19 protein-coding genes are annotated in these 24,279 nt (G+C 45.3%); 10 read left to right on the forward strand and 9 right to left on the reverse strand.

Features of this window, described 5'->3' with window-relative positions:
• Window position 1 precedes the first annotated feature (1 nt).
• Window positions 2-499, forward strand: a complete 498-nt coding sequence (locus AC04MM_RS06925; RefSeq protein WP_475379607.1) for a hypothetical protein — start codon at window positions 2-4, stop codon at window positions 497-499.
• Here AC04MM_RS06925 and AC04MM_RS06930 read toward each other — a convergent pair.
• Both AC04MM_RS06930 and AC04MM_RS06935 read right to left on the reverse strand, forming a co-directional pair.
• On the reverse strand, window positions 471-755 hold the full coding sequence (locus AC04MM_RS06930) for a PilZ domain-containing protein (protein ID WP_475379608.1): 285 nt from the start codon (window positions 753-755) through the stop codon (window positions 471-473). The two genes, AC04MM_RS06925 and AC04MM_RS06930, sit on opposite strands and share 29 nt — an antisense overlap.
• Window positions 756-923: 168 nt before the next feature.
• Complete coding sequence (locus AC04MM_RS06935; RefSeq protein ID WP_475379609.1) at window positions 924-2,153, reverse strand: isocitrate dehydrogenase (NADP(+)); 1,230 nt, start codon at window positions 2,151-2,153, stop codon at window positions 924-926.
• Between the two features lie 113 nt (window positions 2,154-2,266).
• Between AC04MM_RS06935 and AC04MM_RS06940 the strand changes: the two genes are divergently transcribed.
• From AC04MM_RS06940 to aroC, 4 genes are read left to right on the forward strand one after another with little or no spacing between them, the layout of a single operon-like run.
• Window positions 2,267-3,328, forward strand: coding sequence for a 3-dehydroquinate synthase (locus AC04MM_RS06940; protein ID WP_475379610.1), 1,062 nt, complete (start codon window positions 2,267-2,269; stop codon window positions 3,326-3,328).
• Window positions 3,325-4,503, forward strand: coding sequence for a 3-phosphoshikimate 1-carboxyvinyltransferase (locus tag AC04MM_RS06945; RefSeq protein WP_475379611.1), 1,179 nt, complete (start codon window positions 3,325-3,327; stop codon window positions 4,501-4,503). The genes AC04MM_RS06940 and AC04MM_RS06945 overlap by 4 nt, the downstream gene beginning before the upstream one ends.
• Window positions 4,500-6,230 carry a shikimate kinase gene (locus AC04MM_RS06950; protein ID WP_475379612.1) on the forward strand — a complete coding sequence of 577 codons (1,731 nt, stop codon included), beginning with the start codon at window positions 4,500-4,502 and terminating at the stop codon, window positions 6,228-6,230. Before AC04MM_RS06945 ends, AC04MM_RS06950 begins: the two co-directional genes overlap by 4 nt.
• A gap of 8 nt (window positions 6,231-6,238) precedes the next feature.
• Window positions 6,239-7,231 (forward strand): chorismate synthase, encoded by a 993-nt coding sequence (aroC, locus tag AC04MM_RS06955; RefSeq protein ID WP_475379613.1) that lies wholly within the window; start codon window positions 6,239-6,241, stop codon window positions 7,229-7,231.
• 13 nt (window positions 7,232-7,244) lie between these two features.
• Here the strand turns inward: aroC and ubiE are convergent, their stop codons facing one another.
• Both ubiE and aroF read right to left on the reverse strand, forming a co-directional pair.
• Window positions 7,245-7,967: a bifunctional demethylmenaquinone methyltransferase/2-methoxy-6-polyprenyl-1,4-benzoquinol methylase UbiE gene (ubiE, locus tag AC04MM_RS06960; RefSeq protein ID WP_475379614.1), complete on the reverse strand. Its 723-nt coding sequence runs from the start codon at window positions 7,965-7,967 to the stop codon at window positions 7,245-7,247.
• Window positions 7,968-7,982: 15 nt separating this feature from the next.
• Window positions 7,983-8,765: a 3-deoxy-7-phosphoheptulonate synthase gene (gene aroF, locus AC04MM_RS06965; RefSeq protein WP_475379615.1), complete on the reverse strand. Its 783-nt coding sequence runs from the start codon at window positions 8,763-8,765 to the stop codon at window positions 7,983-7,985.
• A 255-nt stretch (window positions 8,766-9,020) separates the two neighbouring features.
• On the opposite strand from aroF, the gene AC04MM_RS06970 reads away from it, so the two are divergent.
• The 3 genes from AC04MM_RS06970 to AC04MM_RS06980 are packed head-to-tail and all read left to right on the forward strand — an operon-like array spanning window position 9,021 to window position 12,196.
• Window positions 9,021-9,884, forward strand: coding sequence for a chorismate-binding protein (locus tag AC04MM_RS06970; RefSeq protein WP_475379616.1), 864 nt, complete (start codon window positions 9,021-9,023; stop codon window positions 9,882-9,884).
• 21 nt (window positions 9,885-9,905) lie between these two features.
• The gene (menD, locus tag AC04MM_RS06975; protein WP_475379617.1) at window positions 9,906-11,495 is read left to right on the forward strand and encodes a 2-succinyl-5-enolpyruvyl-6-hydroxy-3-cyclohexene-1-carboxylic-acid synthase; all 1,590 of its coding nucleotides are present in this window, start codon (window positions 9,906-9,908) and stop codon (window positions 11,493-11,495) included.
• Window positions 11,474-12,196, forward strand: coding sequence for an alpha/beta fold hydrolase (locus AC04MM_RS06980; protein ID WP_475379618.1), 723 nt, complete (start codon window positions 11,474-11,476; stop codon window positions 12,194-12,196). The genes menD and AC04MM_RS06980 overlap by 22 nt, the downstream gene beginning before the upstream one ends.
• Here AC04MM_RS06980 and AC04MM_RS06985 read toward each other — a convergent pair whose 3' ends face one another.
• Together AC04MM_RS06985 and AC04MM_RS06990 are read right to left on the reverse strand one after the other, a co-directional pair.
• Window positions 12,197-13,156 carry a S1 family peptidase gene (locus AC04MM_RS06985; RefSeq protein ID WP_475379619.1) on the reverse strand — a complete coding sequence of 320 codons (960 nt, stop codon included), beginning with the start codon at window positions 13,154-13,156 and terminating at the stop codon, window positions 12,197-12,199.
• Between the two features lie 143 nt (window positions 13,157-13,299).
• The gene (locus AC04MM_RS06990; RefSeq protein WP_475379620.1) at window positions 13,300-14,247 is read right to left on the reverse strand and encodes a S1 family peptidase; all 948 of its coding nucleotides are present in this window, start codon (window positions 14,245-14,247) and stop codon (window positions 13,300-13,302) included.
• Window positions 14,248-14,670: 423 nt separating this feature from the next.
• Between AC04MM_RS06990 and AC04MM_RS06995 the strand changes: the two genes are divergently transcribed.
• The gene (locus AC04MM_RS06995; protein ID WP_475379621.1) at window positions 14,671-19,734 is read left to right on the forward strand and encodes a tail fiber domain-containing protein; all 5,064 of its coding nucleotides are present in this window, start codon (window positions 14,671-14,673) and stop codon (window positions 19,732-19,734) included.
• Between the two features lie 3 nt (window positions 19,735-19,737).
• Here the strand turns inward: AC04MM_RS06995 and pip are convergent, their stop codons facing one another.
• Genes pip through add form a run of 3 tightly spaced genes read right to left on the reverse strand, consistent with a single transcriptional unit; the run spans window position 19,738 to window position 22,208 of the window.
• The gene (gene pip, locus AC04MM_RS07000) at window positions 19,738-20,676 is read right to left on the reverse strand and encodes a prolyl aminopeptidase (protein WP_475379622.1); all 939 of its coding nucleotides are present in this window, start codon (window positions 20,674-20,676) and stop codon (window positions 19,738-19,740) included.
• A gap of 20 nt (window positions 20,677-20,696) precedes the next feature.
• Complete coding sequence (locus AC04MM_RS07005; RefSeq protein WP_475379623.1) at window positions 20,697-21,185, reverse strand: hypothetical protein; 489 nt, start codon at window positions 21,183-21,185, stop codon at window positions 20,697-20,699.
• Between the two features lie 3 nt (window positions 21,186-21,188).
• Window positions 21,189-22,208: an adenosine deaminase gene (add, locus tag AC04MM_RS07010; RefSeq protein WP_475379624.1), complete on the reverse strand. Its 1,020-nt coding sequence runs from the start codon at window positions 22,206-22,208 to the stop codon at window positions 21,189-21,191.
• Between the two features lie 65 nt (window positions 22,209-22,273).
• On the opposite strand from add, the gene AC04MM_RS07015 reads away from it, so the two are divergent.
• A complete protein-coding gene (locus tag AC04MM_RS07015; RefSeq protein WP_475379625.1) occupies window positions 22,274-24,250 on the forward strand; it encodes a transketolase C-terminal domain-containing protein in 1,977 nt (658 codons plus the stop codon).
• Window positions 24,251-24,279 lie beyond the last annotated feature (29 nt).

Genomic DNA, 24,279 nt, shown 5'->3' on the forward strand with positions numbered 1-24,279 from the left:
TATGAAACAGATTTTATCAGTACTTGCATTTTCGTTAATGGCCTCTGCGGTATCTGCCGAAATCATCGATTTGCAGGCCACTTACTCGGTTCCGACCCTGAATGCCGATGAGTTAGAGGTGAATTCTTTTGAATTAAAAAACTACCAGGTTGAAACGTTTGCTGACGGTGGCGCGGTAATGCGTTTTGAAATGCCGGCCGATATGGTCGGAACTTCTGGCCAGAAGATGGAATTAAAACTAGTCGGTAAAACGTCTGCGACAACAAAAATTTTAAGTAGCCCTGCGGCTAAAGCGGTGTGCGAAGGTCCGTGGATCAACATGCAGTGTTCGATCGGTTTTTTAAAATTAAAAATGGATAAGAGTTCGTTAGCCGATGAGTTAGCGGTTAAGTACCCAGAAACCGAAGCACAAGCTCGTTATAATTTATTAATGCGTTTTAACAACGATCCGATCGGCACTGTTAAAGTAATTAAGCCGAGCGCGCCATCAGCGCAATAAACTGCACACCTAAATAAAACAAACCATTTTTCTCATAAAGATGGACGGAGTAGCCGGCCATCTTTACAAACTTCGACCGTTCGGTCGGGTATATCAACGCCAGCTGTTTTTTAAGTGGCACCTGTTGCTCAACCCTAAGTAGGGCACCCACTTGCGAATAATCAACAAACAGGGCTTTTACCAGGTATGAGTCCGCTTCAATTAAGCAGAATGAATTAGATGGATAGCGCGTAAACTTACGTAAGTTCAATGGCATACGGGCTTACAAAGCAAAGATCATGCTGGCTATATATCAATGTGATGCAGTTGGAATTTTAAAGTGGGTATGAGTTTGACAGAGCGGTGTCAGGGTAGACAGCTGTAGAAAAAAACCCGATGTTCATCACACCGGGTTTAAAGATTTTAGCTTTTAAAAGCCGACGAACTACATCGTCATGGCTTTTTTAAGATTAGAATCGATTTTATCTAAGAACGGCTCAGTGTTCATGTATTTGTCTGCAGGAACTTTGTCGCCATAGATGCAAACGGCTAAATCTTTTGTCATGAAGCCGGCTTCAACGGTTTCAACGCAAACTTTTTCTAAAGTTTGGGCGAATTTTGCTAAAGCAGGGTTGTTATCAAGTTTCGCTCTGTGCTCAAGACCACGCGTCCAAGCAAAGATCGAAGCGATCGGGTTAGTTGATGTTGGTTTTCCTTGTTGGTGCTGACGGTAGTGACGAGTCACTGTGCCGTGAGCCGCTTCAGATTCCATAGTTTTTCCGTCTGGAGTAACTAGAACCGAAGTCATTAAACCTAATGAGCCGAAACCTTGCGCAACAGTGTCTGATTGCACGTCGCCGTCGTAGTTTTTACAAGCCCATACGAAGTTACCATTCCATTTAAGAGCCGAAGCCACCATGTCATCGATTAAACGGTGTTCATAAGTAATGCCTGCTTCGTCAAACTTAGCTTTAAATTCAGTTTGGTAGATGTTTTCAAAGATATCTTTGAAACGGCCATCGTATTTTTTTAAGATCGTGTTTTTAGTTGATAAGTATAAAGGCCATTTTTTCGCTAACGCTTGGTTAAAGCATGAACGCGCAAAACCAGTGATTGATTCATCTGTGTTGTACATCGTTAATGCAACACCGTCACCTTTGAAGTTATAAACTTCGTGAGTGATCGTTTCGCCACCGTTTTCAGGTTGGAAAGTAACGGTTAATTTACCTTTGCCTTTAGTTACGAAATCTGTGGCGCGGTATTGGTCACCGAAAGCGTGACGGCCGATACAGATTGGCGCTGTCCAGTTAGGAACTAAACGTGGAACGTTTTTGCAGATGATCGGTTCGCGGAAAACAGTGCCATCTAAGATGTTACGGATTGTGCCGTTTGGTGATTTCCACATTTGTTTTAAGTTAAATTCTTTAACGCGGGCTTCATCAGGAGTGATTGTCGCGCACTTGATACCTACGTTGTACTTTTTGATCGCTTCAGCAGCGTCAACAGTCACTTGATCGTTTGTTTGGTCACGGTATTCCATGCCTAAGTCAAAGTACTTAATATCGATATCTAAGTACGGAAGGATTAATTTATCTTTGATAAATTTCCAGATGATTCTTGTCATTTCATCGCCATCAAGCTCAACCACTGGGTTAGCTACTTTGATCTTTTGCATATTTGATCTCCTAATTTGTATTTTTAATGCGGGATTTAATATAGGGTTTCTTTCGCTCTATGGCACGTCCTAACACCTTGCGTGTCTCGGTGATTCGGGAGTATGTTGTTAGAGTGAAAAGCAGCAAAAAAACCACTCTTTTTAAGGATGCTAAAATCATTAAGGTCACAGGATTGCCGACTTTGGCTCAGGTCTCGCACCCGGAGCGCCAATCGGTGGTGGTTTTTGACCGCATTTTGCTAAAAAATGCATCTTTTAAAAAGTGGATTGCCCAATTTAAGCTCGCTCTGCCGGTACAGGCCGGCGAATCGCTTAAAACTGTGAACCGCTACGCCCAGGTATTGAATCAGCTGCAGGCCTGGCAGAAACAAAATTTAATTACCCAGAAGCTGCAGTTCGTGGCAATCGGCGGTGGCTCGGTCGGGGATTTCACCGGCTTTTTAGCTTCAACTTACCAGCGCGGTTGTCCACTGGTGCAGATCCCGTCAACCTGGTTATCGGCGGTGGATTCAGCCCACGGCGGAAAAAACGGCTTAAATTTAAATTCGACTAAAAATCAGATCGGCACGATATACCCGGCGGATAAAATTATCCTGTCGAAGGCGATTTTGTTAAATCAGCCGTCCGACCGTTTGATCGAGGCCTTTGGCGAAATCGTAAAGATTTGTCTGATTAACCGTCCGCAGCTGCTTTCTAAAATTCAGTTCAACGAAAATTACGTGTGGAGCAATTTAGAACAATTTATCAATGCAAAGATGCAGGTGGTTGCTAAAGATCCGTTAGAGAAAACCGGCTACCGTCATATTTTAAATTTGGGCCATACCATGGGGCATGTGTATGAATCCGCGCTGGGCCTTTCACACGGTAAAGCCATCTTGATGGGGCTAGTCTTTGCGGTACGCTGGAGTTACCATCTGGGCTACATGGATAAAAACTGCTTTTTACATGTATCGCAGCTGATCACATCGCTGGATGAGTCGATGAACTTTACTAAAGCCAACAAGATTCCGGTTAAAAAAGTAACTCAGGCCCTGATGCAGGATAAAAAATCTGTTCCGGCGCGCGAAAAGTCTCTACGTTTTATTTTTGTTAAACGTCCGGGCACGGTTCTTGTCGAAAATAAAAAAGTTTCCGAGATCGTGGCCGAGTTTGAACGCCAGAGGTTTTACGCATGAGTTTTGTTTTCACTGGAAGTTTAGACATTTCTAAATCCTGGATGAATCGCGCTCTGATTTTAAAATCATATGAGCCGGGGTTGGAGATTGTCGGAACTTCTAGTGCGGACGATGTTAAACTTTTACAGCAGTGCCTGAATGATCTTAAGGCCGGTAAAAAAGAGTTTTTCGTCGGCCTGGGCGGCACCACGTTCAGGTTTTTTGCTTTACGTGTCTCACGCGAAATCGGAAGTTTTATTATTAAAGGCGAAAAAAAATTATTCTCGCGTCCGCAGGATGAAATAATCGCTATCCTGGAACAGGTGGGTGTTAAGGCTTGGTTTAACCCGGAGAAAACCGAATTTCATATTCACAGCCAGGGTTGGCGCTCAGACGAAGAGTGTAAAGTTTTGAAAGTTGATTCAAAAGACTCAAGCCAGTTTTTAACTTCGGTGCTGTTGAATTCGGTAAATCTGCCGTTTGATCTGCAGATTGAAACATCAAAAGTTACCTCAGAAAGCTACTTTAATTACACACACAAAATGATGGGCACTTATGGATTTGCGATTGATGATTTGTTTGTTTCCAGCAGACAAAAATTAGTGCCACAAAAAATGCTTGGTGAAGTCGATGTCAGCTCTTTTGCCAGCCTTGCCGCCGCCGCCGTGCTGGCGGGTAAAGTGCATTTAACCAACTGGAATAGATTTTCGCTTCAGCCCGATATGGAATTTGTCGCCTTTTTTAAACGTATGGCGATTGCTTTTACCACCGAAGAGAATAATTTTTATATTTCTCAGCAAAAACAGTGGTCATCACTTAAGGCCAATCTTGAGCGCTGCCCGGATCTGTTTCCGGTGATGGCGGTATTGTGTGCTTTTGCCGAGGGCGAAAGTCATCTGTACGGTGCACACCAGCTTGTGCATAAAGAATCTGATCGTTTAGAGAAGACGTACGAATTGCTGACCCGCTGTAATTTTCTGGTCGAAAAATTACCTGATGGCTTAAAAATCAAGGGTAATCCGGCGGCCAAGTATTTACACCGTGACCTTATTCAGTTTGATCCTGATCACGATCACCGCATGGCCTTTGCTGCCCGTTTGCTGCAGCTTAAGGGTTTTCCCGTGCAGATCACTGATCCAGAAGTTATTAACAAGAGTTATCCGCAGTTTTATGAACACACGGGGTTACATCCATGAAACGAATTTTTATCGGCCATCGCGGGGTAGGAAAGAGTTCTTTGTTAGAGCGGCATCAGGAATATTTTCCCGAAGTTGCCGGGTTTGATCTGGATCAGGTTATTGCTGAAAAAGAACAACAGGCAATTGGCGATATCTTTCTCCAGAGAGGCGAAGCCGCATTTCGCGAGTTGGAAAAAAAATATTTTCAAGAGCTGACTTCGCAAAGTTCTTATGTGGTTGCTGTCGGTGCCGGGTTTGATACCCAGTTATTACCATTAGATGCCGAAGTGGTGTTGGTCAGTCGCCGAACTGATTCGGACGGCCGGATTTTTTTAAACCGTCCGCGTTTAAATCCTGAGGTTTCGGCCCTGCAGGAATCTATTCAGCGTTATCAAGAGCGTGAACCTAAATTTCGTAAGGCAGCTTCGTGGGTTTATCATTTGCCCGAAGGGTTAAATGAGTGCGACGAGACCGAAGAAAAACTGTTTAAGAAAGATTTTAAAACTGAAAATGCGTATTTCACATTAGCCAAAGAAAGTGAAATTAAGCTGTGGTCGAATCTAGATAAATTTGAATTACGCACAGATGTGTTTTCACTGGTTGATATCAAGCGTATTATCGCGGCTCATAAAGAAGTCCGCTTTTTAGTAGCGGTGCGCTCACAGGTAGATCCTGCCGAACTGCGCGGCTTACGGGTTGACTGGGCCTTAGAATACGGACCGGTGCCGCCGGGCGTGAATGCGCAGATTATTTCTCTGCATGAAGGCGGTTTTTTTGAAAGTCTGTTGCAAATGCAGCAACAGCCGGCCGGACGGCATTTAAAATTTTGTCCCGTCGTCAATTCTTTCAATGAATTAATCCTAGGCTTGCACTGGCAAAATGAAGACCGTCAGAACCGCAGCTTTCTTCCGCGCACAGAAATCGGTAAAAAAAGCCGCTGGCGCTGGTACCGCAACCTGATGTGGCGCCGTCAAAAAATTAACTTTGTCCAAGGATTAAAAGACAACGATGACCAGCCAAGTCTGTACGAATATCTGCAGGGGCTGAATGCAAAAAAGGTGTTCGGCGCAGTTTTAGGTGATCCGGTTCACCACTCACGCACACCGATGACCCAGGGGCCGAATTTAAGTGATTACGGTCAGATTCTGGCGATCCCATTGAGTGAAGATGAATTTCATGAGGGTATGACGCTGTTACAGGAGATCGGGTTAAAATTTGCGGCGGTGACATCACCGTTAAAAATCAAAGCGGCAGAACTGATCGGCTTAAGTGATGGCGAATCGGGAATCAACTCACTGATTTATCACGATAACCGATGGCACGGCATTTCCAGTGATGCCGATGGGTTTGAGGCGCTGATCGAAGAATCAGAAATTGACGATTTAAAGAATAAAAAAATCGCCATCTGGGGCGGTGGCGGTGTGACCAGCGCCCTGAAGAACGTGTTGCCGCAGGCTGTAGGCTACTCGGCACGCACCGGTTTATCACGAGGTGAAAGCCCCGCTGGAGACATTTCACCGGATGTCGTGATCTGGGCGGCCCCTCGCAAAGACGGCGTGCAAATGCCTCCGGCCAACTGGAACCCACAATATATTCTGGATTTAAACTACAGTGAAAACTCAATGGGCCTTGAATACGCGCAGACAAAATCGGGCGCGAAATATATTTCGGGGCTAGATATGTTTTATGCCCAGGCTAAATCACAATTTAAATTCTGGGCTAAATACTTAACGGCAGAAGGATAACCTTGCATATGAGCGCTAATACTTTTGGTCAACGATTTCAAATGATGTCTTTCGGCGAAAGCCACGGCCCGGCTTACGGGGTAGTGATAGATGGCATGCCTGCCGGGGTAAAATATGACGAAGCCTTGTTATTAAAAAATCTGGCGCGCCGTAAACCTGGCTCAAGCGCTTTTGTTACGGCCAGAAATGAAGCTGACCAACCCGAAATATTGAGCGGTTTTTTTGAAGGTAAATCTTTAGGAACTCCGATTGCTGTCGTTGTCAGAAACGAAAATCAGCGTTCGGCGGATTACGATAAAATTCAGACTGAAGCCCGCATCGGACACGCCGATGATACCTGGAAAAATAAATTCGGTCACAGTGATCACCGCGGTGGCGGCAGATCTTCAGGACGTGAAACCTTAAACCGTGTGATCGCAGGATCGTTTGCACAGATGTTAATGCAGCAACTCTCTTCGCAAGTGTCAACTGGATCGGCTTCGCCGATACAGGTTTTTGCCTATGCCAGACAAATCGGAAATATTAACATCGACCAAGCCTCACATGAACTTCCGAAAGATATTCAGACCCTGTTAGAAAAAGCCAAAACCGAAGGTGAAAGCTACGGCGGGGTAGTTGAGTGCCGCATTTCACAGGCGCCGGCAAACCTAGGGCAGCCGGTGTTTCATAAATTCAAAGCTGATCTTGCGCAAGCGATGATGTCGTTAGGGGCGACCACAGGCTTTGAATTAGGTGCTGGCTTTGAAGGTACAACGATCAAGGGCACCGAGTTTCACGAAAAAATGTTATCAGAAAATTATGGCGGCATCCGCGGAGGTATCACGACCGGTGAAGATATCGTCTTTCGTGTGGGCTTTAAACCGACGTCATCTATTAAAGACGTGGCAAAAAAAGGGCGTCATGATCCGTGCATTATTCCGCGCGCGATCCCGGTGATTGAAGCCATTTGCTGGCATCTTTTGGCGGATCATTGGCTATGGAGCCGTAACGACCGCCTTTAGGCGTGGTCTGTTATTACTTTACTGTGCCTTTGTAGATGTAGGCGATGCCGAAACTTACTGGCGTGTAAGACATCTCTGAGAACGCGCCTGATTGTTTCATTAATTCAAGAAATTGTTCTTTACACGGAAACGCAGCTGATGATTTTTGTAAGTACTCATAAGCATCACCCTGGCCTGTTACTAAGCCGCCGATCTTAGGTAATACTTTTTCTGAGTAGAAATTGTATAAGCCAGAAATGACCGGAAAATCCATTTGGCCGAATTCAAGAATCATCACTTGGCCGCCTGGTTTAACTACGCGAGCCAGCTCTTTTAACGCTTTTACCGGGTCGTTTACGTTTCTGATGCCGAACGAAATTGATGAAACGTCGAACTTGTTATCTGCGAACTGTAATTGTGTTACATCGGCTAACTCAAAATGGATATCCAGGTTTTGCGCTTTGGCTTTAGCTGGAGCCGGCTCTAACATTTCTTTGCAAAAATCTGTTCCGATCACTTCGCCGTTTGTGCCCACGGCTTTTTTGAATTCAATCGCCAGATCACCGGTACCAGTGGCGCAGTCTAAAACCTTCATCCCAGCTTTAGCTCCGCTTAAAGAAACTAATTTTTTTCTCCATAAGTGGTGGATGCCGACTGATAAAACCGAGTTAGCCTTATCGTACTTAGCCGCCACTTTAGAAAACATTGAGCGGATTTTTTCCGGGTCTGGTGATTGACGTTGTGTTTGTGAGTTCATAGTAAAAACCTTTTCTTACGCTTTTTGCAGGCGACGGTCGAAAGCTGCTAATACTTTTTCTAATTGCTTCATGGTTTTATCAAACGTCTCAAGCGTAAGAGCCTGAGGGCCATCTGATAAAGCCTGTGCCGGGTTCGGGTGAGCTTCGATAATTAAACCATCTGCACCTGCGGCCGCAGAAGCATAACAAAGTTGTGGGATAAGATCGGCGATACCAACCGCATGTGAAGGATCAACGATTACCGGTAATTGTGTATGCTTTTTTGCGTACACAACAGCATTAAGATCTAGCGTATTACGAGTTGCGGTTTCAAAAGTGCGGATACCGCGCTCGCACAGAATAACATTCTGGTTTCCGCCGGCTAAGACGTAATCGGCGGCCTTGATCCATTCGTCGATAAAGGCTGAAAAACCACGTTTTAATAAAACCGGTTTTGGCTGGAGTCCTAATTCTTTAAGTAAGGCGTAGTTGTGCATATTACGTGCGCCGACCTGGTAACCATCAACGATGTGTGCGATCTCTTCAATCTGGCGAACATCTGTGACTTCCGAAACTAAACCAAGACCGGTAGCCGCTTTAACTTTTTTGATGATATCAAAAGCGTCTGCGCCTAAACCTTGAAAGGCTTTGGCCGAGGTACGCATTTTCCAGATGCCGCCACGTAATATCGAAGCACCTGAATTTTTAACAGCAAGTGCTGTCGTCATAAATTGATTTTCTGACTCAATAGAACATGGGCCTGCGATTACAGTAAATTGCGGACCACCGATTTGAATATTACCAACTTGTACGACCATGAATGCCTTTGCTACAATTGTCACATTGTGGATATGGACCTTAACATAAACGATTTAAATAGTTCAAACTTTTTAGCTGTGGGGGGCCTTCTACAGTTAGCTTCAGATCAGTTTATATTGCTTCTGGGAGTGAGAAAGCCTGTTTTTAGTGCTACCTCTGAGCCATTCCATCAGGTTTTCGTTTATAGCCCACAGTTTTGGGAGTTTTTACAACCGAAAGCCGAGAGCACCGCGGGTCTCTACCGGGTTGAAAAAATGCTCAAAGTCACACGTCAACAGCTGTTGCAATTTTTAGAAAACAACATCGTCAAAGCCGCGACCAGCCTGGACTTGCTTGATAACCACAAGGCCGATTTTGCAGCTCAATTTGTTTGGTCACAGAAAACTTTTGCCACCGGTATTTTGCAAAAAACTGTTCCGGCCACTAAGTTTGAATTTGCAACGTCAGAGAAATTTAATTTTGCTTACCAACTTTATTTAAGTTTACAAAAAAACCGTCCGGGATATATCTACGGACTCTGGGACGAGGCCGGCGGCTTTTTAGGATTAACCCCGGAAACGCTGGCGGCCTGGGACGGAAAAACTTTATCGACCATGGCACTGGCCGGCACTTGGAGTAATGAAAAAAAAATTCAGCAGGTTTCTGAAGTTGATATGAAAACCCGCAAAGAGCATGAATTTGTCATTAACGATATTCGTGAACGCTTAGGCCAGATAACTGTCGGTGAAACGCATATTTTAACCCTGCCGACTTTAAGTCATTTAAAAACCGATATTCATCAGCAGTGCCTTTCGCAAAAAGACTGTGTGGCGGCCATTGAAAAATTGCATCCCACCGCAGCCCTGGGAATTTATCCGCGCCATGCAGAAATGGCGACCCAGTTTTCGCAGTTTGCGGTGCAAAAAGAACGTGGCTTTTTTGGTGCACCGTTTGGCGTGATTGGCGCTGATTTTGCGCAAGTGATCGTCGGCATTCGTGGCCTGATCTGGAGTGTAAATCGTCTGAATATCTTTGTCGGTTGCGGCGTAACTGCGCAAAGTGAGCAAGAAGCTGAATGGCAAGAGCTTGAGACAAAAAAGAAGGCCATTTGCGAAGCTTTTTCGTTGCAGATTCTGTAAACACGTTTAATACATTATCTCATGACCAATGCGGCCCTGGTTTCACACTTTTATCAGATCTTAAGTAATCTCGATGTTAACGAGGTGATCGTGTGCGCCGGTGCCCGTAATGCGCCGTTAGTGGTCGGTCTTGAGAGCCGTGCCTTTAAGGTTAAATCTTATTTCGAAGAACGTTCGGCGGGCTTTTATGCCTTAGGCCGTATTAAAGCTACCGCAAAACCGGTCGCGGTGATTACCACTTCGGGTACGGCAGTGGCTGAGCTGTTGCCGTCGGTGATCGAAGGCTATTATCAGGGGTTGCCCCTGATCGTCATCAGTGCGGATCGGCCAAAAAATTACCGCGGCTCCGGAGCGCCACAGGCGATCGAACAGGCGGTGATTTTTACGTCGTATGTGCATAAGTGTTACGACTGGGATGTGACTCAGCAGAATTTACAGGTTGAGTTCGATGCAAAAAAGCCTTTGCATTTTAATCTGTGTTTTGATGAACCGTTAATTGACGGGGATTTTGCACAAACCACCGAAAAATTTGTCGAAGTAAATAAAATTGCATCTTACCAACCGCAGGCGTTTGATGTTGAATACGGTGAACAGGCTTTAGCTTTCAAGAATCCGCTAGTACTATTAAGCCAGCTATCTTCAGATGAAAAAACACAGGTTAAAGCAGCGCTAAAAAAATATCAGGTTTACCACTACGCCGAAACTCTTTCGGGGTTATTAGGTGATCCGGAGCTGGTGCATTTACAGATCAATAACTGTGAAGCTCTTTTTGGTGCGTTTTTAGAAAAACAGATTTTTACTTCGGTGTTGCGTATTGGCGGGGTTCCGACCTTACGATTATGGCGTGACCTTGAGAAAAAATTTGCACACATCCCGGTGCTGTCAGTTTCAGAACTTCCGTTTTCGGGTCTGGCCCGTAACTCCTTGCAGGCTGGTTTTTCTGTCGTTGATCCGCTGTTAAACGCTGTCGCCTACCGTAAAATTGATTTCGCGGCTTTAAATGAGCAATTGCAGTTAAAAAAAGTGACAGCTTTAACGGAACATAAAAATTCAGAGCAGAATTTTATTTTTCAGTTAAGTGAATTATTGAAATTTCATCCGGTCTATATTGGTAATTCACTGCCGATCCGTGAATGGGATCTGTTTTCGCAAGGGGCTTTTCCGGAGAGTTACGGTAACCGTGGAGCCAATGGTATTGATGGTCAGCTGTCGACCTATTTGAGCTGGTCAAACCAGTTTGATATGTCGTGGGCCATTGTCGGCGATCTGACGGCAATGTATGATTTGGCCGCGTTAGGACTAAATCGCGAAGACAGTAAAGCCTCACGCAAAGGAATCATAATAATCAACAACCGTGGTGGGCAGATCTTTAAAAAGGTGTTTAATCACGAAAAATTTCTAAACCCGCACGAGGTCCAGTTCAAAGGCTGGGCGGAAATGTTCGGCTGGAACTATCTACAAGTCGTGGACGTGGTTGATCTTTCGTCGGTACAAGATATCATTTCTAAGAAGGAAATGAAGAATTTCGTCATTGAAATTCAAACAGACCAGACGCAGTCAAATGCGGTTTGGAAATTTATGGATGAATTATGCAAAACCGTCAAATTTTAGCGTTACATGGTTTTTTAGGATCGGGAAAAGATTGGTATAAAGTTCAGACTTTGACTCCACGTCATCAATGGGTGACGCCGGATTTGTTTTCGCCGACCTCTCCGATTGGAGACATTGACTTAGCTTCCTTCACTAAATTGGCTGATCGATTGGTTGATTTTATTCCTGACAAAACGCAGCCGATTTTTGTGGGATACTCGCTGGGTGCCCGAGTCGGATTACATATTTTAGAACGCCACGCAGACCGTTTTAAAAAGTTTATTTTTATCAGTGGCCACCCGGGCTTAACCGACAAGACCGAAAAAGAACAACGTCGTATCAACGATTTGGTTTGGAAGGATAAATTAGAAACGACTCCCTGGAGTGATTTTTGGAACGAATGGAATGGCCAGGATGTTTTTAAAGCGGATAACGACCGTGAATTTTCGCGCAACGGCCGTGACATCGACCCCAAAAAATTAGCCTTAGGATTCACAACGCTGTCATTGGCCCAGCAAGATAACAAAGAAGCTGTATTGGCCAAACACGCCGATAAAGTAACTTGGGTTGTGGGCGATAAAGATCAGAAGTTCACAAGCTTTGCTGAAGATTTAAAACGAAAAAAAATCCTTTCCGGTTATGAAAGGATTTTTAATTCGGGACACCGTGTTCTGTTTGATCAGCCATCTGCAGTGGCTGATTTGATTGAGTCAGTGACTTAATTATTGTCCGACAGCAACTTGCGGCGGTGGTTCTGTGCTTGGTTGTGCCGGTACAGGTTGGTTCATTAAATTAATCGCCCAGGTAATCCACTCACGCTGACCGAATAGGCCCGTGTAGATCACGCCGACGTTGCAGTTACCGAGATAATCAGTTCCGCGACTGGTAACGCCTACTTGTACGTACGAACCATCTTCTAACTGTAAAAGTGCCGGTCCACCCGAATCTCCGTGGCAGGCTCCTTTTAAATTTGTTTGATCCAAAGTAATCTCTTTGTGATCAGATGTGATATCGGTCACGATAATGTTGCCGACTTGTCTTAAGATCCCCGAACCTTCAGTCGGAAACTCAACGATTTCAGGATAGCCGTCTTCGCCGATGATGACTTGGCCATTTTCATCGCGTTTAAATTCGCGCAACACCGGGGTGGTAATCCCGTAGCCGGCAAAAGTTAATGCTGAGCCAACAGTTAACTTATTAATAGTCTCTGGGGTCGGTAAAACAGCGAGTTTGTAATCTTCTGGTGCGGGGGCATGCAATTTAACAACAGCGATATCGTTCCAGACACCTTGTTCTGCTTGGTTGTAATTTTCAGGATAGACAAAATTTGCGGCAAAGCGAATCTGATCATCTGTAACCTGTTGGTGGGCGTTCGTGGTAAATAGCGCTGCGATGAATTGAAGACCTGCACCGTCCACGCAGTGAGCTGCGGTTAATACGATATCACGTGTGATCAGGCTGCCTGTGCAAATTGATTGTTCGCCTTTATCATTTTCCATAATTAAAAGAACAATGCCGTGAGCTTTTTGAAAGTCAGCGTTGGCCAACTCTCCGCCGATGATATTTGAATTTTGTACTTCGTTAGTGTTCACGAATGAAGTCGACGGGATCGATTGCTGTGTGCAAGATGTAAATAATACAGTAGCGATTAATGCCAACAAGACATAAGTTTTTTTAATCATTTTGATTCCGATCCAAATTTTGTTTCGGGCAATAAAACCCAAATTGGAACCAGAGTCACGTGAAATGTCCGTTGTGCAAAAGCAAAAAACCCTCAAAGTCTGAGGGTTTTTATTTAGTTTAAAATTTCTGAAATTGCCTTAAATTACTGGCCTGCTGCTACTTTTTGCGTTTCTTCGGCAGCCGGTGTTTCAGCAGGTTTATTTAACTGAGCTGATGCTAAAGTGATCCAGTCTAATTGACCGTAAACACCAGAGTAAATCGCGCCTTCGTTGCAGTTGCCTAATTTATTGGTGCCACGGCTTGTAACACCAACTTGGATGTACGAACCGTCTTGCAGTTGTAATAGAGCAGGCCCGCCTGAATCTCCGTGGCAAGCCCCTCTTAAATTCTTTTGATCAAATAAGATTTCTTTTTGGTCAGCGGTCACAGATTGGACAACGATATTAGAAACCTTTCTTAATGAACCAGTGCCGCGGCCCGGAAGCTCGACAACAGTTGGTTTTCCGTTTTTACCAGGCACGACCTTGCGGATTACAGCGTTAGTGATACCAAAACCAGCTAAAGTTACTTTCGAACCTTTAACTAATTGTTTGATTGTTTCTGCATCCGGAAGTGTGGCTAATTTAAAATCTTCTGGCGCCGCTTTTTCTAATTTAAGCAGGGCAATATCATTCCAAACTGCAGTGGCATCGTCAGTTGGCTGGTAATCCGGGTGAATCGCGCCGTTCGTAGCGTAGATCACTTGTTCGGCAGTTAATTTTTTATCATCGAGTGATAATAACACCGCAACACCACGTAAACCTTCGTCAGCAATACAGTGAGCCGCAGTTAAAACTAAATCACGGGCGATTAATGAACCCGTGCACGTGGCTTCACCCATAAGGCTGAAGATTTTTAACTGCACGATACCGTGCTGTTTTTGAAAGTTAGTGTCGGCTAAAAGACCACCAAGGATATTTGAATTTTGGATTTCGTTTGAGTCCAGATAAGAAGTGGGAGCAGATTGCGATTGCGGCGCGCATGAAGTAAATAACGCAGCAGCAGTTAACGCTAATAAAGCAGCAGTCTGTTTCATCATTCCTGATTTCATATGTCCCCCTTAGGTACCTTGACCAATCGTGGTCTGTGGTTGTTTGCCGATGTACGGCTTTCACCGAATTTGCGATCCTCCCGAATGCCCCTCATTCAGCCAAGCTCTTTCAAGCCGTGCTTTGGAGGACCCAAATTCTGTGAGGGCAATAAAACCCAGTTTGGAACCAGAGTCACAACATATAATCCTATGCGACCTATAAGAAAAACTTATGCTAACTGAAAGCCAACTGGCCTAGTTTGCGACTGAGAAGGCATATCTTCGCTATGAGCCACCAAGGGGAAGGCATTAGCTTGCGAGCGGTGAATAAGGCTAAATTTTACTTATTGCCCTGTGGTTTTTACCAAAGATTCCGATAAGTTAGTTGTGAAATACGGACGTCGGTTGCACAGCCTTTTGGGCATACTTTTATTTATTCTTTTTATGTTGAACACAAGCATGGTGTTCGCAACACCGGCACGTACCACTTATCAAGCCCGCATCGTAAAACCTGACGGTTATCCCCTCGAAGCTGCGAATGTAAACTTTAGATTTTCAATTTTAGATTCTCCGGGAACCTGTGTGCTTTACACCGAAATCTATTCGGGTGTGAATATGACGGCAACCGGTGGAGTGATTTCGTTCTCTCTTGGTTCGGGCGTAAAAACTTATCCCGTAAGTAGCACTACGTTTGCGCAAGTATTCAGTAACATCACGCCGAACATGGCCTGTGATGCGAGCGGTGTTCCAACCGTGTACACACCAACGGCCAACGACGGCCGAAAAATCGTGATGCAGTTTAATGACGGCGGTGGTTGGCAAACGCTTCCGGCGATGACTATCAATGCCGTTCCGTATGCGATGTATGCCGATAATGCGACCAAGTTTAACGGCATGGCGCCATCTGAATTTGTGCAGGTATCGACGATTCCGACCTGTGCGGTAAGCTCGGCACTTCGTTACACCGGCGCAAGTTTTGTCTGCGAATCGGTTGTCGGTGGCGGCAGCATCACTTCAGCTTCGGTAATTACAGCCCTTGGCTTCACACCGGCTGAAGGTGCGAGTGTAACCACTGTCACTGCCAATTTAAATTCTGTGTCGTCAGCAGTGTTCAGTGTTTCAAGCACGGTGAGTTCATTGTCATCGAGTGTATCAAGTTTACAATCTTCGGTGGTGGCAAGCTTTGCCGCGATCACCAATTCGCAGTGGGTGACGAGTGGCACTACAGTTAACTACAGCAGCGGTCATGTCGGCATCGGTACGAGCGCGCCAACAAGTTTGTTACATTTGTATTCTGAATCAACGGTATTTCAACAGTTGCTGATAGATGCCGCTAGAAATAATCCGGGCTCTTATGGTTTAGTTTTTCAAAAATCACGAGGCAATACTTCATTACGTACACCTTCGCAAAATGGTGACCGGCTCGGAGAGTTAATTTTTCAGGGTTATACTGATGGTACTTATCCTGGTGAGTCAGCAAAAATTCGTGTAACAGCAGCAGAGACAGCCAGCGCCTCAGGGGTAGGAGGCCGGATTCAGTTTATGGCAACATCGGTGGGTTCGTCAGTGACCACTGAGAGAATGCGTATTGAATCCGATGGTAATGTTGGTATCGGAACAACTACTCCTGTGACAACACTGGATGTATCAGGTGCTATTCGTATTTCTTTTCATGCAACCTGTTCGGCAAGTTATGCCGGAACAATTCGTTACAATGCAGGTAGTGTCGAATACTGTAACGGCAGTTCTTGGGCGGCGTTCGGGGTAAGCGGCGCAGGTTTACAGTCGTTAAATGGTTCTACCTCGGGAACACAAAGTTTTGCCATCGGTACAGCAGGTACAGCACCTGTATTTGCAACAGCTAACGGTGTACACACTCTGAATATTCCGTTAGCTTCTACTGCGACTGTAACGGCGGGTTTACTGTCTAATGCTGACTATGTAAGTTTCCAAAACAAAGCCTCTTCAGCAAGTGTGACGAATTTAATTTCAGATTTGAATTCTGTGTCTTCGACTTTAGCAAGTCTATCATCGAATGTGGCCACAAGTTTTACCAACTTAACGACAACGGTCAGTGCGATCACTTCCAGCCAGTGGACGACGGCGGCGTCAGGAATTTATTATGCAACTGGTTTTGTCGCGGTCGGTGCCAGCTTTACGGGATATGATTTTTTCGTTCGTAATCCTTCAAATACCAATAATCCGATGGGACTTCAGAATTTATCGAATTCTGGTTATGCGGGTATAGATATACAAAATGCCTCAGGCACTCTGGTAGCGGGCATGGCCTACTCAAACCCCGGTGCAGCCCATTTACCAGGTTCAATGTGGATCGGACCGCGCACAGCAGCTGAACCATTGCATTTTATCGCCGGTAATGTCGCACCGACGGCACGCATGACTCTGACAGCTTCAGGGTATTTCGGTATTGGTACATCAAATCCGACGACACGTTTACACTTAATCGGTAATGGTGGCGGAAATCTTGCACGCATTGAAGAGCAGATCAACGGCGCCTCTGGAGCCTATTTGCAATTGGTGCACTCACGCAGTGGTAACAGTTTGGTGAATAATGATTTTACCGGCGGAATTTATTTCCAAGGGATGAACAGCGGCAATTTAAGTGTTGTCGACGTAGCGAATATTTTCTCGCAGATGACGAACGTCACTTCTGGCAGTGAGTCGGGAAATCTTTCATTTTACACTCGTTATAACGGCACGCGCACTGAAAAGCTGCGCATTGAATCAAACGGCAACGTCGGTGTTGGTACTAATGCACCTACAGCGCTTCTGCATCTACAGGCCGGTACATCATCAAGTGCGGCGCTGAAATTAACTTCAGGTACATTATTAACTTCACCGGCTTCGGGCGCGATTGAATACGATGGTTCGTATTATTACATCACTGATGGCACTAATACACGTCGTGCAATTGCGACGGTAGCTACGCCTGGTATTTTTGATAATGCGACGACAATTACTAACTCTGGCAATATCACTTTAGTGCCGACGGGCTCGGTGATTGTATCAAGTACGAAAGCGTCGACCAATTCCCAAACCGGAGCGCTGGTAGTTAAGGGTGGCATAGGTGTAGCCGGTGATATTTTTGTTTCCGGTACGATTTTTACATCTTCAAATATTCAAGGCGCATCGATTACCGCAACTAATGGCGTATCGACGCCGGTCGTGCAAGGTTCGCCTTATCTGTTATTAAACCCTTCGGGTGGCAACGTCGGTATCGGCACCACAAATCCCGTAGGGTTGCTTGAGATCGGTACTAATACTGTCAGTAGCAGTGCCTACCGTTTTGTTAATGCAGGTTATCAATCAAGTATGCGCTTTGTACCAGATAACACAGCCAACTGGATACAGTCAGGTCTTGATTATACCAGTGACAGTAAAAAAGATTTAAAATTTTCTTCGATTAACGGTGTAACTACGTGGATGACGTTACAGGCAAGCACTGGAAATGTCGGTATTGGAACTAGTAGTCCAAGTCATAAACTGCATGTTTATAGTGATCAAAATGATTCCGTTGAAATATTAAATGTAGAAAAAGTAAATGGATTGGGCTTTGCTGCTGTTATTAAAAACTCAAGAATCTCAGGGGCTCCTGGCGTCTTACGTTTAGATTTACCGAATCAAGGCGATGGTGCAGATACTTTGCTTGAAGCTTCTAGCAGTGGCACAACTAAATTCATAATCACTGGGGCAGGCCAAGTCGGTATTGGCACCACTGGCCCTACCGGAGTGCTAGATGTGCAGGGTGGAACCGCTTCGGCAAACACCAACGGTACTCATATTACCCTAGCTGCGCAGTCTGCCGGTGCCGGCAATCAAAATGGTGGTCATATCCGCTTAATTCCTGGTGTTGGAACCGGTACCGGTGCACGCGGATCAGTGCGCGTTGGTAGTGGAACATTTTACGATGCTGCTCACTTAGAATTAGCTTCGGGTGCGCCGGGGTTAGCAATTAATAATACCGGCAACTCGCAAATTTTATTAAACCATGCCGCTGGTGGCTGGGGAGCGATCGGTAATAATGCCGCAGGAATTTGGTCGTTAGGTTATACCAACTCGGGCAGCACTAATCTTGATGGCTCGGTGCTGACCTGGAATAATTCAGGAAATGTCGGTATCGGCACATCCGCGCCGGTGGCGCGATTGCATGTAAACATCCCGGATAATACGCCTGTCTACTTCGGTCCGAACGACGGTGTGAATTCTAACTTTAGATTTTTAAATAAATACACCGATGGTTCAAATTACATTCAAGTGGGAATTGGCTCATCAGACACAGCTGCCAAATTAAAATTTAGCCGTATGGGCACATCAAACAATATGGCAGAGTTTCGCGTAAACTCTGATATCAGTTCATTTAACGGCAATGTTGGTATCGGCGTGATCAATCCGGTAGGTAGTTTGCAGATTAACTCTGCGGTGTCACAGTCGAATTCTCCGGGGCAAGGTATCTTTTTAGGCCGAAGCCTTGCTAGTGATCATCAAATTCAGATTACGGAAGTAAATGGTATTCCACATCTTGATTTAAGCCGTGGCACCAATGCCGATTACGATGGGCGAATTTCTTCGCAAGGTAATGGTATGCTTAACTTAGGCACTGCCTCAGGCTCGCAGTTATTAAATCTTGTGAATAGCAATGTCGGTGTCGGTACACTTACGCCGTCAGCGAAAATGCATGTGATGGGTAGTATTAAAAGTGAAATCGATAGCACTAATGGTATCTTAGGGCAGATCAGCCTTGCGGGTAAAAATACGTCGGCTGCAGATCCGTATTATTCGCAGTGGACGTTGTATAATATGAATGAATACGGCTCCAATACCGGTCTCCATTTTTATGAATATTACGACAGTAATAATGATGGCATTCTGTGTAATGGCGATACTTGTGCTGTGCGGATGTCTATTGCTGCCGGTGGCAACGTCGGTATCGGGGTACAGGCACCAACCACGAAATTACAAGTGGCAGGGCAAATTACGCCGGCCACCGATAACGCCCATACTCTAGGTACCGGCGCTCTGCGTTTTTCGGCGGTGTATGCGGTCAATGGTGCGATCCAGACATCTGATGAACGCCAGAAGAAAAACATTACCGAGTCTGATTTAGGTTTGGATTTTATCAATAAATTAAGACCGGTGTCGTACAACTGGAGATCGGGTGATGATAAATCGGTACACTACGGTTTAATTGCACAAGAAACTGAAAAAATCGTACAGGAGTCTCGTGCAGTGAAAGCTAACGAGCCAACACCGATTGTGGATTACGATAAAGACTCTGGCCGTTATGGTTTACGCTACACTGAGCTGATTTCGCCGATCATTAAAGCGGTGCAGGAGTTGTACAGCAAAATTATGGGTCACGATCAGCGTTTAGAATCGCAAGAGCGCAAAATTGCCTCGGTTGAAGCTGAAAACGCGCAGTTGAAAAAAGAAAATGAAGAAATCAAGGCGCGTTTGCAGCGCCTAGAAAAAGCTTTAGAGAAAAAATAATTTCTATTTAATTCTATCGGTGGCTGCCACGAGTGCTGCTTTAATGCCCGGTTCTGCTGCCGCATGGCCAGCGTCTTGGATAATCTGTAAGTTTGCCTCAGGCCAAGCACGATGCAGATCCCAGGCGCTTCTTGCCGGGCAAACCACATCGTATCTGCCTTGTACGATATCGCACGGGATGTGTTTGATTTTAGCTATATTCTCTAAGATCCAGTTGTTGGTCTTAAAGAAGGCGTTGTTAATAAAGTAATGACACTCAATACGCGCAAACTGTAAGGCGTACGTCGGATCATCAAAGTCATCAATCGCCTGCACATCAACAAAAAGTTTTGAGGTCGCGGCTTCCCACTTACTCCACACTTTGGCTGCGGCCAAGCGGACATCGGCGTTATCGCTGGTTAAACGTTTGTAGTAGGCTTTGACAAAATCACCGCGCTCATCTTGCGGAATATGGTTATAATAAGACTCCCAGACATCCGGGTAAATTTCAGAAGCACCGTGCTGGTAAAACCATTGGATTTCTGAAGGGCGGCAAAGAAAAATCCCGCGCAACACCAGGTGCTGCACTTTATCCGGGTGCGTGATGGCATAAGTTAACGCTAAGGTCGAACCCCAGCTGCCACCGAACACGACCCACTTTTTGATATTTAAGTGCTCGCGGATTTTTTCTAGGTCAGCGACTAAATCCCAGGTTGAATTTTCGCGAAGTTCGGCCGCCGGCGTTGATTGGCCGGCACCACGTTGGTCAAATAAGATAATATGAAATTTTTTCGGATCAAAAAATCTGCGGTGATCCGGGTTAATGCCTCCACCGGGGCCGCCGTGCACGAACACCACTGGGATGCCGTTTGGATTACCGGCCTGTTCAAGATACAAAGTGTGGAGGTCAGAGACTTTGAACATCTCGGTTTTAAAAGCTTCGATTTCTGGATAAAAACTCATAGGTATATTCTTTCTTGGGCTTAAAAATTTTCAATAATCAGAGCCACCAGTACAGACGCCAGTACGGCAAAGATAATCATATTGGTTAAAGTAAATTTAGGGGCCGCATTTTTTTCTAATTGCACTTTGGTAAAATAATCGACCAGCGGCAGGCGGTGGGCTTTACACAGCGTTAAATCCGTTGTGGTGTAATCACATTCGGGGCAGTACAGTTCGTTATCCGGCAAAAAATGCGCATCATCACTGAGCGTAATGCCTAGATCGTGCAAATATTTTTTGATCAGCAGTAGCGATTCAGCATCGACTTCAATAAATAAAAATTCTCCGAGCGGGGTGGTCGGTTCCTGGTAGCGGTCGGCGTAGTTTTTGTTGGCGACTTGCTCTTGGTACTTTGTCACCAGCTCTTGATCGATTTCTATTTTATAATCGTGCCCTAGCGGATCAATTTTGGCTTTGATCTCATTGATCTGTGGTTCAGTAAAAGGGCCTAAGCGGATTTTTTTTGCCATGCCTTAGCCCTTAAATGCCGCGGTTTTCTCCGCCAGCGGGATAAAACTGTGTTTAAACGCAACCTCATTACAGCGGGTAAATTCGGTTAAACCAAACCCCTGGTGTTCTTGCGCAATCAGGTAATCATCAGTTAACAGCGAGGCAAACATACCCGGATCATCCGAGTTCAAAGTAACCGGTACACCGGCTTCATAAAGTTTACGTAATGGGTGCGCCTGATAAGTCGGGAACGCCTGCACCAGATAATTACTATAAGGGCAGACTTCTAACGGAATATCTTTTGCAATTAACATTTGCATCACTTCAGGGTGATGAATGACCTGAATACCGTGGCCAATGCGTTCGGCGCCTAAAATTTCTATGGCATCTTTGATCCACTGACCGGCTTGCGGTGCCGGGGCTTCGCCGGTGTGAACGGTAATGTGTAAGCCGGCTTTTTTGGCGCGCTCAAAATCTTTGGCAAATTTGCGCGGTTCAGATCCGGCTTCGTTGTCGGCCAAATCCAGAGCTAAAAAAGTTTCTTTATTGGCGATTGCAAAATCTGTGACCGAGGCCACTTTGTCTAGCGGTAGAATTCTCTGTAAAATGCAGATCAAACCGGTCGCGATCGGCATTTGTTTGCTGGCGCGCTTTAGCCCGCGTACAAACGCCTGATGAATTTTATCAAACGACAGCGAACTGTGGCCATCAGCGATAAAAGTCGGGGCGTATCTGAATTCGCAGACGCGAACGCCATCGTTAAAGGCATCTTCGCAGGCTTCAAAAGCCAGGCGCTCTAAGATTTCTTCTGATGCTAATACTTTTTGCGCCACCAAAAATTTCGATAAAACCGCGTTTAAATCCCGCATCGGTTCTGTGACCAGAAAGTGCGATCGTTGCTGCGCTGAGTTTTTGGGGATTTCGATCTTCAAAGTTGTCGCAATTTCAAGCAAAGTACTCCATCTCATCGAGCAATCCAAATGGCGATGCAAGTCAATTTTCGGAAGTGAGCGGAGTTCTTGAATAGATAGTTTTGATGACATAAAAAAGGTGTATGACACAAATTAAGCCTCTACAAGTCAAAACTCACTTAGCCAAACACTCTAAAATGAAACCGCAATTTTCGGTCGATGCCAAACTTGCTGACGGAAAAACAGTAGCCCTGGCTGACCCGAAAGCTACCCGCGCCCTTGTGGCTTTAATGGATATGAATGCGGTCTTAGGCGGAGCCGCTTCACACTACGGCGGACCTGCTGCTTTAGCTGAGCTGTGGTCTGCACTTCATGGTTTTGTGTTTAACGAAGCTGAAAAAAATAACCGTGACTGGTTTGATATGTATCATGTGATCAACGATGCCGGTCACTGTGAAAACGGTTTGTACGCTTTAAAAGCTAACTACAAAATGGCTGGTTTAGATCTTAACTCACTTAAAAAATTTCGTTCGATCGAATCAAACCTAACCGGTCATGGCGAAGCCCACTTGTTTCCCGAAGGCGTGTACATGTCAAACGGGCCGTTAGGTTCGGCGTTTCCGCAATCACAGGGTTTGGCATTAGCCGAAAAATTAGCCGGCACAAACCGCACCACCATCTGTACGTTATCAGACGGTGCTGCGATGGAAGGCGAAGCGAAAGAAGCCATGGCGGCAATTGCAGGCCTTGCGGCAAAAGGTAAAGCTGCGCCATTTGTGTTAATTATCAGTGATAACAACACGAAATTATCTGGCCGTATCGATCAGGATGCGTTTTCGATGAATCCGACTTTTCAGGCTTTAGAAACTTTAGGTTGGAAATTAATCAAACTTGAAAAAGGAAACGATCTTCAAGCCTGTCTGACAACAATTGAAGAGGCTGTTGCGATAGCGCAAAAAAATCCAAACCAGCCGGTGGCCATCTGGGCAAGAACGGTTAAAGGCATCGGCACGAAAAAAACTGCAGAATCAGCAACGGGCGGCCACGGTTTTCCGTGTAAATCGCCATCGGAATTACCGGCATTTATCGACGAGATTTACGCTGGCAGCGAGCAGCCGGAAGTATTTAAAACCTGGATCAACGAATTAAATGAAACTGAAAAACAGATTAAAGCTAACGCTGTTCCTGATACCGGCGAAAAAATCCAAAAAGGTATCGCCAAAGCCATGATCAACTGTTTTAAAAAAGGACTCCCTGTGATTTCTGTGACATCAGATTTACCAGGTTCAACTGGTGTGGCTGATTTTAGAAAAGAATTTCCGACAGCTTCAGTTGATGTGGGCGTGGCTGAAAGTAATATGGTTTCTACAGCGGCGGGCCTGTCAAAACTTGGATACATTCCGGTCGTAGATACTTTCGCACAGTTCGGCGTAACCAAAGGCGCATTGCCGATCACGATGGCGATGTTATCTGAAGCACCGATAATCGGCGTGTTTTCACACACTGGCTTTCAAGATGCTGCGGATGGCGCTTCTCACCAGGCTTTAAGTTACATGAGCATGTTAGCCACCATTCCGGGCGTTGATTTATACAATTTATCAACCAGCGAAGAAGCCGATGCGATCATGACTGAAGTGATCGAGACTTTTGCAAAAACAGTTGAGGCTGGCAAAACTCCGCGCACCAGCATTTTCTTTTTGGGTCGTGAAAATTTTCCTAAAACCTATTCGACAGATTCGCAAAAATTAACTTACAAAGCCGGTGAGCCGCAGGTTGTGCGCCAACATATGGTGGGTGCAAAAAACGTGATGGTGATCACTTCAGGTTCGTTAGTCGGCGAAGCGATCAAAGCATCAGCTGAGCTTGAGAAAAAAGGCGTGGGTTCAATCGTGATCAACTTAAACTCATTAAATCGCTTAAATGTTGCCGCATTAAAACCACTTCTTAAAAAATGCGAAGGCCGTATCGTGACTGTCGAAGATCACCAAGTGTTGCTTGGCTTAGGATCATTCGTAAGCCATCAATTGGTCCAAGCCGGTGAGTTTATCACAATGAAATCATTAGGTGTGCACGGTGAATTCGGTCAATCAGCCTACAATGCGATTGATCTGTACCGCAAACACGGTATGGACTCATCAGCGATTGCCAAGGCCGCCACTGAGTTATTAGGTTAGCCGCTCTGGGGCATCATGCCCTAGGCTCT

It is taken from the genome of Bdellovibrio sp. SBM16 (genome assembly GCF_056175625.1).